Here is a 15897-nt window from a genome sequence, read left to right on the forward strand (position 1 = left end):
GAAATATTCTGTTTCCACATAAATGGGATCGTTATTAATAATATCAAGGGGAAAAATTAAATTTTTTTTCAATGCCTATTGATTGATAGTGTCTCTACCCTTATTATTGCAGCGCTTAAAAACACTAACTACACTTATTATCAGTAGGATTTTATGGAAAACATTAAATTAGCCAACCCAGGACCATTAGGTTTAATGGGATTTGGTATGACAACAGTATTATTAAATATTCATAATGCAGGATTTTTCCCTGTTGCAACAGCGATTGTTTCAATGGGTATTTTTTACGGTGGACTTGCACAAGTTATTGCTGGAATCTTAGAATTCCGTAAAGGCAACACATTTGGTACAACCGCATTTACCTCCTATGGTTTTTTCTGGATCGCTTTAGTTGGTATCTGGTATTTACCGACATCAGCGGCAACCGCACCAACAGATAAAGTATTTCTTGGAATCTTTTTAGCATTATGGGGAATTTTCACAGCATTTATGTTTATCGGTACTCTTAAAGCAAATAAAGGACTACAGTTTGTATTTGGTAGCTTAACTATTCTATTTGCTTTACTTGCTATTGGTAATATCGCTGATAACCATACAATTATTAATATCGCTGGTTTTGAAGGTATTATTTGTGGTGCAAGTGCAATCTATTTAGCAATGGCTGAAGTTCTAAATGAACAATATGGCCGAACAATTTTACCAATTGGTGCGCCTAAAAATAAATAGTTAGCAATAAAATTAAATTAAGGGAATGCTTAATTCCCTTAATATTTTAACTATTTCTGTTCTTTTTTTCATCATTACTTAACAATAGTTTTATTGAATAATTTATTTTTATAATTACAATCGACGCCTCTAATAAAAATTTTATAAAAATAGATTAAGAGTAAACAATGGAAAACAGGAAAAAATTATCTATCTTTAAATCATTACCCATTATTATAACAGCCATATTGCCAATCAATGCCTTAGCTATCAAAGCACAAACATCACTGACAATACAAGGTCAATCACCATATATATGGGATATTTAAAAAAATAATATCATTCTTACATCAGATGAATTTTTAACGATAAGTGTACCAAACGATAGTGGCACTTCGACTATATTACCAAGTTCAGCAAGTAAATCGATCGATTTTCCGGTAGGAAAAACATTTAATGATATTGTAACTAAAGCAATCACTGCTGATAATCAAGACCGTAGTTTCTCATCACTAGCAACTTATTATAAATCATATGACTATGATGGAGATACTCCTGGAACGATTGATGGTTCCATTAAAGCTGTTTGGAAAAATAATGGTGAAGTAATTACAGCGCTAAATAGTCAACCAACTACTTGTGGTGGTCCGTATTCACTAACGGTATCTATCACCAATACATCAGCCAAAACACAATATGGTGATCCAAGATTAAGAGATTATGGAACCCAATCGGTAACATACACTTTTAAACAAGCAGATATGGCTATTTGCTATTTACAACCTTTAAACTTAAAGACTTACCCAGCAAGTAGTGGATTAGGTGGTGGCTATGATAGTACTAGTTATGATCCGAACAATGGTTTTTTACCTAAAAACAAAGAGTTCCCAGGTACTGCATTTAAAGGCGCTGGATTTTATATCCTAGGATCAGGCGGAGATCAAAGCAAATATAAATGCTCAATTTCTAGTGGTGCAAGTAATGTGGTTAAATTATCGACGGTATCAGGAAAATCTGGTCAAAATTGTTACGTCGAATATACAAGTACTCAGCCTTCAAGCGATATTACCATTGATCTATCCTATGAAAGAGAACCAAACGTATATGAAAAAATTGATAGTTATACATTCAAAAAACCGAGCAAATGGATGACAGTTCAAGGACCTAAACCCTATTTTGCTAGCACAAAGGTCAATCCAAATGAACAAAGTGTTTACCCAGCCGCAAATGTATGCGCAGGTAACGCCGCAACAGCTACAATGACCTATGCAAAATCATTGACTTATTTCTACTCAACTCAAGATATTAGCAATATTCCCTTAGCGTCAGACGGTTCCGTAACAATAAGCGGAAATGCTAGATTTACACGTACACTGGATAAAACATTTATGGGCGTCTGGGAAGACCTATATAATGGATATCCGAATAGTGATTTTTATAATAGAACAGCTTCTGATGGCAATGGTAATACTTATAAAACAGATACATTGCTCGTTGGACCTGCTCGAAATGTTAATCCAATTAGTGAACAATTTGTTGTTGGATTAGATGTTGGTCTTACTGGATGGCAACAGCGATCTAACTTATTTGCCTGTAAGGAAACCGTTTATTAATTCGTTATTTTTTTGCTGTATTACTTAATTATAGTGTAAAAATCAACGATAAATTTGAGATCGTAATAAAAAAGCCCAATACAAGGGCTTTTTTTATATGATTTAATATTATTTAAAGAGTGCTTTTGCTCCATGAGGGGCACTACGATAATATTGTGGAGGTACTGTCACTTGAGCAGCTAAAGCTTTAGCTGCAAACCAAGGCCAATGAGGATTGAATAACATATCTCGGCCAATCGCTACCATATCAGCTTGCCCGGTTAATACAATTGCTTCAGCTTGTGCCGCTTCCGTAATTAAACCTACAGCAATAACAGGCATACTTACTTGCTGTTTTATTGCTTGAGCAAAAGGTACCTGATAATTAGGCCCAACTAGAATTTTTTGTCTTATATCTAAACCACCAGTTGAAACATGAATATAACTACAACCAAGTTTATCTAATGCTTTTGCTAGTATAATGGACTCATCTAAATTCCAACCGTCATCAACCCAATCAGTTGCTGAAATACGAATACCGACACCTTTATGTTTAGGGAAAACGGCACGAATAGCTTGAAATATTTCGAGAACAAATCTCATACGGTTTTCAAGACTACCACCATATTGATCAGTACGATGATTTGATAAAGGAGATAAAAATTGATGGATTAAATAACCGTGAGCACCATGAATTTCAATAAAATCGATACCAGCTTTATCTGCACGAACAGCCGCATCAGCAAATTGTTTAACAATATTTTTAACTTGTTCAGTCGTTAACTCTTGTGGTGTATCATAATTAGTATCAAAAGCGATTGCAGAAGGCGCAACTGTTTGCCATCCACCTTGTGATACTGGAACATGCTTTTCTTCCTGCCAGGGTGCAGGCATTGAAGCTTTACGACCAGCATGAACGAGTTGAATTGTAATAGGCATTTTTGAATATTGACGTATTGATGAAACTAGAGAAGCCATCGCTTGCTCTTGCTCATCTCCCCATATACCTAAATCAAACGGAGATAAACGGCCCTCTGGGCAAACAGAAGTTGCTTCTAAAATCATTAAACCTGCGCCAGAGTGTGAAAGTGAACCATAATGCATTAAATGCCAATCACTAACTAAACCATTAGTTGCTGAATATTGGCACATTGGTGGAATAACAATCCGGTTTTCAAAGTTCTGTGCACCAATTTTAATTGGGCTAAATAATTTACTCATGTTGAACTCCTATACTAATAAAGAAAAAATTGAATCGTTTGATATAAATTGATTATAATCTTTTTCTATTTTTTAGAAAGAATGCACTTTTTAGTGTGATATACACCAAAAGGAAAGTAAAAGGGAAAAAACAGATGTTAATAATAGATAAAAAACCATTTGAATACACGCTATCGATTATTGCTGGAAAATGGAAAATGAAAATAATCTATCTACTTATTAATTGTGAAATAGCTCGCTATGGAGAAATAAAACGCAGCATTACGGGTATTACCCACAAAATGCTCAGTGCGCAGTTAAAAGAGCTAGAACAAGATGGTATTATTAATCGAAAAGAGTATCCACAAATCCCCCCTAAAGTAGAATATTCACTAACACTAAAGGGAAAAAGTTTAAAACAGCTTATTTCAGATATTTGTCAGTGGGGAATCGATAACGATAATTCTCATTAAAAAACCCACAGAAATTATGGGTTATAACAATATGAATAGTGACTAATTGATTATTTACTATTAAGACGTTCTATTTTCTTCATTTTTTGTTCAATACGTTGACGTTTTAATGGAGAAAGATAATCAACAAATAGTTTACCCATTAAATGATCCATTTCATGCTGAATACAGATCGCTAACAAGCCATCAGCTTCGATTTCATAAGATTGGCCATTTCGATCTAGTGCTTTAATTTTTATCGTTTCAGATCGAGGAACAAAACCACGGCTATCAGGTACAGATAAGCAGCCTTCTTCAATACCTGTTTCTCCTGCTTTACTGATAACTTCAGGATTAATAATCACATAGACATGATCGTGGTTCTCAGATACATCAATAACAATAATGCGCTGATGGACATCCACTTGTGTCGCAGCAAGGCCAATACCTTCTTCTGCGTACATGGTCTCTATCATATCATCAATAGTTGTTTGTAATTCTGATGTTATTTCGTCAACTGGTTTAGCAACTTTGCGTAACCGCTCATCAGGAAAACGTAATACTGGTAAAATAGCCATAAATTTTTCGATCTTCCTCTAAATAATCTTTTACTTACTAAAATGCATTTTAAACGTTAATTAGACTGTTGAGTAGCCCTTAATTCCTATTAGTAAAATAGTGACTCTATGAATAGATATGAATTCTTAATTCGATTTTCAATAGTAAACAATAAAAAACCAAGCAAAATTAGACAGTATCTTTTACAAAATTCAACAAATATTAACTATTGTTCACTATTATCTAAACTAAATTTTAGTTCAGAACAAATTGATCAATTCTATCAATATGATATTACAAAAATAGTTAATTGGCTTGAACAAGATAACCATTTTTTAATAACTTATAATGATTTTCAGTATCCACTGCAACTCACACAAATTAGTAGTCCACCGTTGTTACTATTTGGTATCGGTAATGCTGATTTATTATCTACTCCGCAAATAGCGATGGTCGGTAGCCGCACTTTTAGTGAATATGGAGCTCAATGGGCCCGATATTTTGCTAGAGAACTAGCAATCAATGGACTAACCATTACCAGTGGACTAGCATTAGGGATTGATGCAATTTGTCATAGAGGAACGCTTGAAGTATCAGGTAAAACTATTGCTGTTTTAGGTAGTGGGCTTGCTAATATTACACCAAGAACAAACTACCATTTAGCGAGAGATATTTTAGCCACAGATGGTGTAATAATTTCAGAGTTTTTACCCAATGAAGTAGCAAAACCCCAACATTTTCCGCGCCGAAATCGTATTATCAGTGGTCTAAGTTTAGGTACTTTTGTTATTGAAGCATCAGAGAAAAGTGGTTCACTCATCACCGCCCGTTATGCACTTGAACAAAATCGCGATGTTTTTGCTTTACCTGGTGATATTGGAAATGAAAATAGTGAAGGTACTCATTGGCTTATCAAACAAGGCGCTTATTTAGTCAGTAAACCGATCGATATTTTAGAACACTATGCAAGTAGTTTAGTATGGGTAAAGCAGAAAATTGAAACTCAGCATCTGAGTAATAGTACCATTATTCATCCCGATATTTTTGCTCTTCTCAATAAGGATCCAATACCTATTGATACGATTGCTGACAAAACAGATCAATCGGTAACAGATATTGCGATTAAGTTAATTGAATTAGAGTTAGCTGGATTAATTAAATCTATAAATGGAGGATATATTCGTCATAAATAAAGTTAATTCTATAACGGAATTAAGCTAAAAGTGATACTATATTAAGCAATTAATTTCTTGATATATTAATCAATATGACAATCTTATCCGTGACAGAATCATGTCAAATATTAAACGATGGTAAAGTTATTGCTTACCCAACAGAAGCAGTTTTTGGCTTAGGTTGTGATCCCGATTGTGAAAATGCAGTATTAACTATTTTGTCATTAAAAAAACGGCCAGTTGAGAAGGGGTTAATATTAATTGCCGAAAATTTTGATCAACTTATCCCCTACATAGATATACAATCTATCACTGAACAGCAAAAGGACTTGATGCTTAGTTCTTGGCCGGGACCAGTCACTTGGGTAGTACCTAAAAATAAAAATACCCCTTATTTTTTATCAGGTCAGTTTGACTCAATTGCTATTAGAGTAACCGATCACCCTTTAGTTGGTAAAATCTGTAAAGTTTTTAACAAACCACTAGTTTCAACAAGCGCTAATCTTTCTGGCATTGAACCCTGTCGAACGGTCGAGGAAGTTGAAAAACAGTTTGGCAAAAATTTTCCCGTACTTGGTGGAGAAACAGGTAAGCGTATCAATCCTTCAGAAATTCGCGATATAAAAACAGGTAAAATTATTAGGCAGGGCTAAAAATGCAACATTCACTCTATATTGGTGTTATGTCAGGAACAAGTTTAGATGGCGTAGACATTGCGTTGGTTGATATATCAAACAATAACATATCATTAATAGCCAGTGAGTGTTACGCAATACCTGAAGATCTTAAATTAGCGTTATTAACACTTTGTGAAAAAAAGTACAGTAGCTTAGAAAAATTAGGCCAAATTGATCATCAATTAGGTAAACTTTATGCCACAACAATAAATGATTTTATTCAAAAATATCAAATAAAAGATGTCATTGCCATTGGCTGCCATGGCCAAACTGTATTTCACTCACCTAATGGTGGGTATCCATTTACGATGCAAATAGGCGATAGTAATATTATTGCAGCTAAAACAGGCATAACTACTGTTGCTGATTTTCGTCGTAAAGATATGGCTTTTTGTGGGCAAGGAGCACCTCTTGTTCCAGCTTTCCACCAATCTATTTTTGCTACAGATGATAAAAATAGAATTGTATTAAATATAGGTGGAATTAGTAATATTACTGTTTTAATCCCAAATCAGCCAGTTATTGGATTCGATACAGGTCCTGGTAATGTATTATTAGATAGCTGGATAATGGAAAAACAAAGCCAGCCTTATGATAAAGATGGAAATTGGGCAAAAACAGGTAAGGTTAATAGATCATTATTAAATGAGTTTTTCGATGAATCTTATTTTGCACTCCCTTATCCAAAAAGTACTGGTCGAGAACTATTTAATTTAAGTTGGTTGAAACAAAAATTAGTAAAATATGATCTATCCCCTCAAGATATACAAGCCACGCTTGTTGAATTAACAGCTAAATCAATCGCAGATCAATTGATAAATTTACCCCATTTAAACAATTTACCTTGTGAATTATTAGTGTGTGGTGGTGGGGCAAGAAATTTACTAATAATGGAAAGATTAGCAAAACTATTACCAAATTGGCAAATAATGACTACCGATAAATTGGGTATTAGTAGTGATTATATGGAAGCAATGGCATTTGCTTGGTTAGCTTATTGCCGAATAAATAATTTAACAAGCAATTTACCGAGTGTAACAGGTGCAACACAAGCTGTTAGCTTAGGTGTAATATATCCAAAATAACAAAATAAATAAGGAATATAAAAAATGATAAAATATGCCTTTAATTCATGGATTAATGGTTATAAAAAATAGGTTGTTACTATGGACGAGAAAGACGCAGTGCTTTTGGTTTTTTTCTTATAATTCAGTTTATTTTATTTATAATATTAGGATTAATCTGTTCTAGATTATTACGCGAAATGCCTGGTTTTAGTAGTGGAGTCGAAGACTTTATAGCACTAGTTTATTGCGCTATCTCATTGTTAACCACACTACCATATAATATTAGACGATTACATGACGCTAATTTATCTGGTTGGTTATGTTTATTATATTTTGGATTTGCTGGAATAGTAATATTAGTATCAATATTTTTACAACCAACAAAAGGGGATAATAAATACGGACCCTCTCCAAAATAGGTAGATTAAATCAATTACTACAAATTAACACTAATTGAGTGTAATAGATCAATTACACTCAATCATATTAATCCAAAATGTTTTAATCCATTCTCTATACCATTATTATTATTATTATCAGTAATAAATTTTGCAAGTTTCTTTAACGGTTCAACACAATTCCCCATCGCAATAGGGTTATCGACTAACTGAAACATCTCTATATCGTTTAAGCCATCACCAAATGCATAAGTTGGTATACCAGAAAATCCTTTATTTTCTAATAATTTTTGAATTCCAAATGCCTTAGAACCACCAGAATTAAAAACATCAACACAATAAGGTGTATTGCGTACAAATGTTAGTTCAGGAAATAAATCGATATAATGTTCTTCGCCACTTTGACATAAAAGTAGTAACATCTGAATAGGTGCATGATGATAAGTATTAATATCGACGGGTGGAATATTCTGTTTTAAATAAGCATAAAAGACTTTTGCAGGCTCACTTAACTCAGAAATTCTCATTAATTTATCATTATAGAATGCAACTGGAATATTCTTTTGATTTTTGGAGAAATTAACTAAACGTTCAATAACAGTGGGATCAATATTATTTGAAAAAATATGCTCACCTTGATAAAAAACAGATTGTCCATTCATTGCAATAATGGAGTCAATATTAGACTGATGCATAATATGTTGAACTTCACAAACAGTTCTGCCTGTTGCTATTACCGGTAAAATATTATTCTTTTTTAATTGTGCTATCGCATCGATCGTACTTTTTGCAACAGTTACATCGCTAGTTAATAAAGTGCCATCTAAATCAAAAAAAACAATTGCATTAGGTTTGTTCATCATTCATCACACCGTAAATTTATAAATTGAACACACTTTTAATAAAAGGAATAGTAAGCTTTCTCTTTTCTTCTATTGTCACCTTATCAAGCTTATCAAGCAAGCCCGATAGAGTTCTCATATCACGATCAACACGTTTTAACAAAAATAGACCAACATCTGTAGGTAGTTCAAATCCCCGTAATAAAGCCCTAAATTGTAATGCATGTAATTTATCTTCATCACTCAATTCTTTTAATTGATATACGGGTCCCCACTCTAACCGAGATACTAAATCTGGCAAAATAAAAGGAACTTTTTTAGGAGGGGCATTACTGGTAATAATTAATTTACTATTATTATTTTCAGATAACCTATTAAAAAGATTAAATATAGCAACTTCCCACTCTTTATTACCCGCTATTTTATCAATATTATCTAAGCACACGAGATCATAATCATCAAGACCCAATAAAATATCTGGCTCCAAAAATATATGTTGTTCAAGAGGAATATAACTAATCCGCTGCTTTAAAATAGACGAGTAATGACAAGATGCGTGCAGTAAATGAGTTTTTCCTGATAAACAAGCTGACCAAATATAAAGCGAATGAAAACCTGATTTATGTAAAGTTTCCTTTAAATCATTAAGTAATAACTGATTATCACCAGTATAAAAACTAGTAAATGTTTCTGTATCAGGTAATGAGACAGGTAAAACAAGCTGCTGCGAATTAATTGCCATAACTCCTAAAAATTTTACAACAGCTGTAGTATAAATACTGAAATTTAAAAAGCAAAATTATTTATAAAAGATTAGCTAAGGTAGTAATACTACCTTACTGGTAATATTACTTATTAGGTAAAATAAGATTCAATAAAATCGCGGCAATACCACATAAGCTGATGCCTTGTAATACATACGATCCTAAATCAAGAACCATTCCACCAATACCAAAAACTAATACTAATGCTATAATACACATATTACGCGATACAGATAAATCAACTTTATGCTTGATTAAAATATTAATACCAACAGAAGCAATAGAACCAAATAATAGCACCATAATTCCGCCCATAACAACAGATGGGATAGATGCTAAAAATGCGCCTACTTTTCCAATAAATGACATAACAACAGCCCAAATCGCAGCCCAAGTCATTACTCGTGTTTTAAAATTTCTTGTTAGTGTAACGGCACCAATAACTTCAGCATAAGTGATACAAGGTGGCCCACCTAAAAATCCAGCAGCAGAAGTTGCAATCCCATCACCAAATAATGTCTTATGTAAACCAGGATTTTTTGTGTAATCTTTACCTGTTACACTACCAATAGCCATAATATCACCAACATGCTCAATAGTTGGCGCAATAACGATAGGAATCATATAAAGTATTGCCTGCCACTTAAACTCTGGGAAAGTGAAATCAGGTATTGCAAACCATGGTGCATCATAAATTGGTTGGAAGTCGACTAATCCTAAAAAGCAAGATAATGTATATCCGACAACAATACCCGATATGATCGGTACCAATTTAACAAATCCTTTCGCCCAAATGGCTACAATAAGAGTTGTGACTAATGATGCCATTGAAACGATGATTAATTGGTATTTAGGTAAAGTAGTCTCTAGATCTGTTCCCATAGCCATATTCACTGCTACTGGTGCTAATGATAAACCAATCACCATAATAATAGGTCCAGTAACAACGGGCGGTAAAATCCGATTAATAATATTAGAACCGTTTATTTTAACTAAAAAGCTAAAAAACATAAAAACAAAACCAGCAGCAACCAGTCCACCCAATGTTGCAGGGATACCCCATTGCATTGCACCATAAGATATAGGTGCAATAAAGGCAAAAGAAGAGGCTAAAAATACCGGTACTTTCCCTTTCGTTACTAGTTGAAATAAAATAGTACCTAAACCAGCTGTAAATAGTGCTACATTAGGATTTAATCCCGTTAGTAAGGGAACTAAAACTAATGCCCCAAATGCGACAAATAACATTTGTGCACCAGTTAAAATATCCAACCACGAGTGTTTGTTATTGGTTACTTCATGCGTTATTTCATTTGAACTCATAGATAAAACGTCTCTCTTTGATAAAATTAAAACTATAGACATAAAAAAACCGGCTCTGCCGGTCTAAAAAATGAGATTTTATTTTGTACCGAAGATTTTATCTCCAGCATCACCAAGCCCAGGGAGAATATATCCTTTCTCGTTAAGCCTATCATCGATCGATGCGGTATATAATTCGACATCAGGGTGTGCTTTTTCTAACACTTTGATCCCTTCTGGAGCAGCAACTAAAACAAGTACTTTAATTTGCTTGCAGCCTGCTTTTTTTAATAAATCAATCGTCGCAACCATTGATCCACCTGTTGCTAACATAGGATCAACAACTAATGCCATTCTATCTTCAATATCAGATGTTAATTTTTGAAAATAAGGAACTGGCTCAAGAGTCTCTTCATTTCGATAAAAACCAACAACACTAATTCTAGCACTAGGGATATGTTCTAGCACACCATCCATCATACCTAGACCGGCCCTTAAAATAGGAACAACAGTAATTTTTTTACCTTTAATACGTTCAACTTCAATTGGGCCACACCATCCTTGAATGGTTACTTTTTCGGTAGGTAAATTAGCTGTTGCTTCATAGGTTAATAAGCTGCCAACTTCGCTGGCAAGATCTCTAAAGTCTTTGGTCGAAATATCATGCTCACGCATTAAACCAATTTTATGACGTACAAGGGGATGTTTTACTTCAACAATTTTCATGAGGGCCTCAGTTGTTATGAATCTATACTACTCATTAGGTTGCTATAACCACTGAGGAATAATTATATCATGATTTATCAAATAATAGAAAAGCTATTTGCAGACAACGCTTAGTCCGGTATCATCAACCCATTGATAGCCGATATAACCACCGTCATAAGAAGCAACAAAAAAGTTCTGATTAACATTAGGCGAGTTATCTTCATTAATATCCCGAGTCCAATAACGGTTATTTTGCCATGTAGAACTTGAATAAGAGTGATCACTCATATATCCCCACTCACCATAAAGCGTACCATCAATAGCGCGAGTACCATAATTTCTAACATATGACCAATTATTACTAGTCGGAATATAAGCAATTGGTGAATTAGTAAACTCAGCACGAGATATAATATTATTTTCACCACCGCACAACGTTATAGCAGAACTATAATTATGAGTACCTGATTTAGGGGTATACCATTTTGTTATAGTAAAAGAGTAAGGATAATCAATATTAGAAGAAAGACGATTGGCAGTTATCGTCACAGTACCCGATGGTTTTGCAATTAATTTAACCACCCCAGTATCCGAATTCACTGAAACGGCTGGATTATCTGAGGTAAATTTATAATCACTTTGCTTACCAATCATAATAATAGTAAATTCAGCACCAGGAAAACCAACAGTAGGAAATGCTTTATTACTTGGAACCGGCTTAAATCCTATATCGGGAATATAATCAGATGTATATCCTCCGCCCATTTCAACTCTTTTACCACTTTGACCATCAGTTGATTGGGATGCACAAACCCAGCCATCTGAAGTCGTTGTTCCCGCTCCATTTGTTTTTTCAACCCATTGGCAAGAATTACTTGTACTTGCTGGTTTTATCGCATAAATACCTGATTGATAATTAATTAGATAAGACTTAGTAATAACGATACCTTGACTTAAAATCGGATCACCATAAGCTGATTGTACTTGGGCATTTGTATTAGTAATCTCTAATCTTAAAGGAAAACTAATATTAGGATCAGCATCAAGATCTAATAAGCTTTTATTATAATCTGTAGTTGGAATTTCATACTGATTATTATCTATCCATTTATAACTCAGCGTACCCACTAAAAGTGGGTTTATAGGATCATGACTATCGCCATCATTATCATTATAATAATTGTCAGCAAAATCGGTGGGAGATAAACCAATTATAGTAAAATCAGAAAGTTTTATCTCTTTAGAAAAAATGGTTTCAGTCGTATAAGTTCCATCAAATTCATTATAATTATGACCATCTAATTCAAACGATAAACGAGCGACAATACTTTTTTCACCTTCCCCAGTATTAAAAACAGGTTCAGTTCCTTTAACTGTCAGTTTTGTTAACGTAGAAATACTCGCTAAGGCATTGAAAGAAAAAAATAAAAAAAGTATCAAACTAATCAAATTATTATGCATTTTTCATCCATTTCATTATTATAATAGTAACAATATTACAGATAATAAGACTAAGTCTACAGTAGAGAAAAATATAAATCTATGATAAATATTATTTAATCATAACTAGATTTCTTTCTGCGTTGAGTTCAGGTATATCAAGCTTTATCACATCAATAACCTGAAATGCAGTAGGTAAAGAGATAATTTCTTTTTCACAATCAAGGCTTTTTAATGCATAAAAAAGACCATTATCATTAGGTAAATGATGACACCAGTTAAGCATATCATTTAATGAAGCAAAAGCTCGACTTATAACACCATCAAACTTTTTATTAGTATATTCTTCAATTCGGCTTTGAACCGGATTAATATTGCTTAATTTTAATTCAAATTGTACTTGCTTTAAAAAACGAACACGTTTACCTAAACTATCAACTAAATCAAATGTTTTATTTGGGTTAATAATAGCAAGTGGTATACCAGGTAAACCAGGGCCCGTACCAACATCGATAAAAGATTCTCCTTGTAAATAAGGAGAAACAACTAAGCTATCCATAATATGTTTAATTAACATTTCGTTAGGATCGCGCACAGATGTCAAATTATAAGCTTTATTCCATTTATTAAGCATCTCGACATAATTAACAAGTTGATCTATCTGTTGCTCAGTGATAACAAGATCTGTCTGTTTTATTAAATTAATAAGTCTCTTTTTTAACATAATTTATTCAGTTTTAGTTTTGTTAATATAATTTTTTTTCTTCAAATAGACTAATAGCATTGAAATAGCAGCTGGTGTAATACCTGAAATACGAGATGCTTGACCAATTGAAACCGGTTTATGTTGTTTCAATTTAGCGACAACTTCATTAGATAATCCAGATATGTCAGCATAATCAATAAAATCAGGAATTAATGTTTCCTCATTACGCTTTTGACGCTCTATTTCTTCTATTTGTAATTTAATATAACCATCATATTTAACTTGAATTTCAACTTGTTGTGCAGCTTGTTCATCATCCAAACCAGGTGAAAATAAAGATAATGATTTTAATTTATTATAATCCATTTCAGGACGCTTCAATAACTCTTCACCATTAGCTTCTTTCGTCAAATTAGCACTTAATACAGCATTCACTTCATCAATCGTTTGAATATGTGGGTGAACCCAAATATCGCGTAAACGAGCGCGTTCCGTTTCAATTGCTTCAAGTTTCTTGTTAAAAATAGCCCAACGATTATCATCAACTAAACCTAATTTTCGACCAATCTCAGTTAAACGAATATCAGCATTATCTTCACGTAGCATTAATCTATATTCAGCTCGAGAAGTAAACATTCGATAGGGTTCATTAGTACCTAAAGTACAAAGATCGTCAACTAATACACCTAAATAAGCTTGATCACGACTAGGGAACCATTGCTCTTCTTCACAAACGAATCTAGCAGCATTTAATCCAGCTAGTAACCCTTGTGCAGCAGCTTCTTCATAACCGGTAGTTCCGTTTATTTGACCAGCTAAAAATAATCCTTTAACTACTTTGCTTTCCAGTGTTGGTTTTAGATCTCTTGGATCAAAGTAATCATATTCAATAGCATAACCTGGTCTAATGATATTTGCATTTTCAAGACCTTTCATGCTTCTTACAAAAGCTAACTGTGTATCAAATGGTAAACTTGTTGAGATTCCATTAGGATAAATTTCGTTACTCGTTAATCCTTCAGGTTCTAAATAGATCTGATGAGAATTACGATCTGCAAATCTCATAATCTTATCTTCAATAGAGGGGCAGTAGCGTGGCCCAATTCCTTCGATAACCCCGGTATACATAGGGCTGCGATCCAAACTATTACGAATAAGATCATGGGTTTTTTCATTTGTTTCAGTGATATAACATGGGATCTGCTCTGGATGTTCGTTTGCATTACCTAAAAATGAAAAAACAGGAACAGGGTTATCACCAGCTTGAATTCCCAATTTTGAAAAGTCGATCGTCCGAGCATCAATTCTTGGTGGAGTTCCTGTTTTTAATCTACCCATTCTAAAAGCATATTGATGAAGAGATTTAGATAAACCGATTGATGCAGGATCACCTGTTCGACCACCACTATAATTATTTAATCCAATATGGATCTTTCCATCCAAAAAAGTACCAGTTGTTAATACAACAGCTTTAGCTTTAAATTTTATACCCATTTGCGTTACAACACCGGTTATTTGATCGTTTTCAATGATCACGTCTTCAACCGATTGTTGGAAAAGCATTAAATTTTCTTGATTCTCAAGTGCAATTCTTATTGCATCACGATATAAAGATCTATCAGCTTGTGCTCTTGTTGCTCTAACAGCGGGTCCCTTACTTGAATTCAATATTCTAAATTGGATCCCTGCTTTATCTGTTGCATGAGCCATTAAGCCACCCATTGCATCGATCTCTTTAACTAAATGACCTTTACCTATTCCGCCTATTGCTGGATTACAGGACATTTGTCCTAATGTATTGATATTATGAGTTAAAAGTAGAGTTTTTCTACCAATTCTTGCTGCTGCCATTGCAGCTTCAGTTCCTGCGTGGCCACCACCTACAACAATGACATCAAAAAGATCGGGGTAAAACATAATATCCTCGGTTGGGTCTGTTAAAGAGTTAATAATCAGATCAAAGCTAAATAAGCGTGACAAATTTTACTCGTCTTTTTAATTACGTCAAATGATCTATTTTGGATCGTTAATTAATTAAATTAGATCTTTTATATTTTTATTTTATTATTATTTTTATTAGTAATGGTTAGATCTGTTTATAACTCTTTTTTATTTATATTTTTCAAATTGTTATATGATTTTTTAAGCTGTCTATAAACCAACTTGGTAATGGATCTTTTTTTGGGGATAACCTTGGTACTTATCCACAACCTGAATAGGATGATTAGTTATAAATTTGATAATAACAGGATAGTGATCGTTTTAATGACAGAGTTATCCACAGAAATTAAATTTGATCGCTGCTTTATTA

The 15897-nt window shown here is 33.5% G+C and carries 16 protein-coding genes; 7 read left to right on the forward strand and 9 right to left on the reverse strand.

All coding sequences use genetic code 11. From position 1 onward, the window contains the following. Positions 1-153 precede the first annotated feature (153 nt). The 3 genes from satP (at position 154) to RHO11_08925 (ending at position 2318) form a co-directional block, all read left to right on the forward strand. Positions 154-726: an acetate uptake transporter gene (gene satP, locus RHO11_08915; GenBank protein ID WVD60615.1), complete on the forward strand. Its 573-nt coding sequence runs from the start codon at positions 154-156 to the stop codon at positions 724-726. Positions 727-893: 167 nt separating this feature from the next. Next, positions 894-1034, forward strand: a complete 141-nt coding sequence (locus RHO11_08920; GenBank protein WVD60616.1) for a hypothetical protein — start codon at positions 894-896, stop codon at positions 1032-1034. A 432-nt stretch (positions 1035-1466) separates the two neighbouring features. Further along, positions 1467-2318, forward strand: a complete 852-nt coding sequence (locus RHO11_08925; protein ID WVD60617.1) for a hypothetical protein — start codon at positions 1467-1469, stop codon at positions 2316-2318. Positions 2319-2426: 108 nt separating this feature from the next. Here RHO11_08925 and RHO11_08930 read toward each other — a convergent pair whose 3' ends face one another. Then, the gene (locus tag RHO11_08930) at positions 2427-3518 is read right to left on the reverse strand and encodes an NADH:flavin oxidoreductase/NADH oxidase (protein WVD60618.1); all 1092 of its coding nucleotides are present in this window, start codon (positions 3516-3518) and stop codon (positions 2427-2429) included. Between the two features lie 134 nt (positions 3519-3652). On the opposite strand from RHO11_08930, the gene RHO11_08935 reads away from it, so the two are divergent. Next, positions 3653-3970: a helix-turn-helix domain-containing protein gene (locus RHO11_08935; protein ID WVD60619.1), complete on the forward strand. Its 318-nt coding sequence runs from the start codon at positions 3653-3655 to the stop codon at positions 3968-3970. A 50-nt stretch (positions 3971-4020) separates the two neighbouring features. On the opposite strand, the gene def is transcribed toward RHO11_08935, so the two are convergent. Next, entirely contained in the window at positions 4021-4527 is a 507-nt protein-coding gene (def, locus tag RHO11_08940; protein ID WVD60620.1) for a peptide deformylase, read from the reverse strand. Between the two features lie 108 nt (positions 4528-4635). Between def and dprA the strand changes: the two genes are divergently transcribed. From dprA to RHO11_08955, 3 genes are all read left to right on the forward strand, one after another. Continuing rightward, positions 4636-5700 (forward strand): DNA-processing protein DprA, encoded by a 1065-nt coding sequence (dprA, locus tag RHO11_08945; GenBank protein ID WVD60621.1) that lies wholly within the window; start codon positions 4636-4638, stop codon positions 5698-5700. 74 nt (positions 5701-5774) lie between these two features. Then, positions 5775-6335 carry a Sua5/YciO/YrdC/YwlC family protein gene (locus tag RHO11_08950; GenBank protein ID WVD60622.1) on the forward strand — a complete coding sequence of 187 codons (561 nt, stop codon included), beginning with the start codon at positions 5775-5777 and terminating at the stop codon, positions 6333-6335. Positions 6336-6337: 2 nt separating this feature from the next. Then, positions 6338-7444: an anhydro-N-acetylmuramic acid kinase gene (locus RHO11_08955; protein WVD60623.1), complete on the forward strand. Its 1107-nt coding sequence runs from the start codon at positions 6338-6340 to the stop codon at positions 7442-7444. 463 nt (positions 7445-7907) lie between these two features. Here RHO11_08955 and RHO11_08960 read toward each other — a convergent pair whose 3' ends face one another. The 7 genes from RHO11_08960 to mnmG all read right to left on the reverse strand — a co-directional run bounded on the left by RHO11_08960 (position 7908) and on the right by mnmG (position 15566). After that, entirely contained in the window at positions 7908-8687 is a 780-nt protein-coding gene (locus RHO11_08960) for a Cof-type HAD-IIB family hydrolase (GenBank protein ID WVD60624.1), read from the reverse strand. A gap of 16 nt (positions 8688-8703) precedes the next feature. Then, positions 8704-9408: a DnaA inactivator Hda gene (gene hda / locus RHO11_08965; GenBank protein WVD60625.1), complete on the reverse strand. Its 705-nt coding sequence runs from the start codon at positions 9406-9408 to the stop codon at positions 8704-8706. A gap of 106 nt (positions 9409-9514) precedes the next feature. Beyond that, positions 9515-10753: a uracil-xanthine permease family protein gene (locus tag RHO11_08970; GenBank protein ID WVD60626.1), complete on the reverse strand. Its 1239-nt coding sequence runs from the start codon at positions 10751-10753 to the stop codon at positions 9515-9517. Between the two features lie 78 nt (positions 10754-10831). Next, positions 10832-11458, reverse strand: a complete 627-nt coding sequence (upp, locus tag RHO11_08975; GenBank protein ID WVD60627.1) for a uracil phosphoribosyltransferase — start codon at positions 11456-11458, stop codon at positions 10832-10834. A 93-nt stretch (positions 11459-11551) separates the two neighbouring features. Further along, entirely contained in the window at positions 11552-12901 is a 1350-nt protein-coding gene (locus tag RHO11_08980) for a hypothetical protein (GenBank protein ID WVD60628.1), read from the reverse strand. 91 nt (positions 12902-12992) lie between these two features. Continuing rightward, positions 12993-13604, reverse strand: coding sequence for a 16S rRNA (guanine(527)-N(7))-methyltransferase RsmG (gene rsmG / locus RHO11_08985; protein ID WVD60629.1), 612 nt, complete (start codon positions 13602-13604; stop codon positions 12993-12995). A 3-nt stretch (positions 13605-13607) separates the two neighbouring features. After that, positions 13608-15566, reverse strand: coding sequence for a tRNA uridine-5-carboxymethylaminomethyl(34) synthesis enzyme MnmG (mnmG, locus tag RHO11_08990; protein ID WVD60630.1), 1959 nt, complete (start codon positions 15564-15566; stop codon positions 13608-13610). Positions 15567-15897 lie beyond the last annotated feature (331 nt).

The sequence above is a fragment of the Orbaceae bacterium BiB genome (assembly GCA_036251205.1).
In the GTDB taxonomy this organism is placed as follows: domain Bacteria; phylum Pseudomonadota; class Gammaproteobacteria; order Enterobacterales; family Orbaceae; genus Orbus; species Orbus mooreae.

Excerpts from the sequence above, each read along its gene's own strand:
- satP (WVD60615.1), top strand. The coding sequence starts at position 154 with ATGGAAAACATTAAATTAGCCAACCCAGGACCATTAGGTTTAATGGGA.
- RHO11_08920 (WVD60616.1), top strand. The coding sequence starts at position 894 with ATGGAAAACAGGAAAAAATTATCTATCTTTAAATCATTACCCATTATT.
- RHO11_08925 (WVD60617.1), top strand. The coding sequence starts at position 1,467 with ATGGCTATTTGCTATTTACAACCTTTAAACTTAAAGACTTACCCAGCA.
- RHO11_08930 (WVD60618.1), bottom strand. The coding sequence starts at position 3,518 with ATGAGTAAATTATTTAGCCCAATTAAAATTGGTGCACAGAACTTTGAA.
- RHO11_08935 (WVD60619.1), top strand. The coding sequence starts at position 3,653 with ATGTTAATAATAGATAAAAAACCATTTGAATACACGCTATCGATTATT.
- def (WVD60620.1), bottom strand. The coding sequence starts at position 4,527 with ATGGCTATTTTACCAGTATTACGTTTTCCTGATGAGCGGTTACGCAAA.
- dprA (WVD60621.1), top strand. The coding sequence starts at position 4,636 with ATGAATAGATATGAATTCTTAATTCGATTTTCAATAGTAAACAATAAA.
- RHO11_08950 (WVD60622.1), top strand. The coding sequence starts at position 5,775 with ATGACAATCTTATCCGTGACAGAATCATGTCAAATATTAAACGATGGT.
- RHO11_08955 (WVD60623.1), top strand. The coding sequence starts at position 6,338 with ATGCAACATTCACTCTATATTGGTGTTATGTCAGGAACAAGTTTAGAT.
- RHO11_08960 (WVD60624.1), bottom strand. The coding sequence starts at position 8,687 with ATGATGAACAAACCTAATGCAATTGTTTTTTTTGATTTAGATGGCACT.
- hda (WVD60625.1), bottom strand. The coding sequence starts at position 9,408 with ATGGCAATTAATTCGCAGCAGCTTGTTTTACCTGTCTCATTACCTGAT.
- RHO11_08970 (WVD60626.1), bottom strand. The coding sequence starts at position 10,753 with ATGAGTTCAAATGAAATAACGCATGAAGTAACCAATAACAAACACTCG.
- upp (WVD60627.1), bottom strand. The coding sequence starts at position 11,458 with ATGAAAATTGTTGAAGTAAAACATCCCCTTGTACGTCATAAAATTGGT.
- RHO11_08980 (WVD60628.1), bottom strand. The coding sequence starts at position 12,901 with ATGCATAATAATTTGATTAGTTTGATACTTTTTTTATTTTTTTCTTTC.
- rsmG (WVD60629.1), bottom strand. The coding sequence starts at position 13,604 with ATGTTAAAAAAGAGACTTATTAATTTAATAAAACAGACAGATCTTGTT.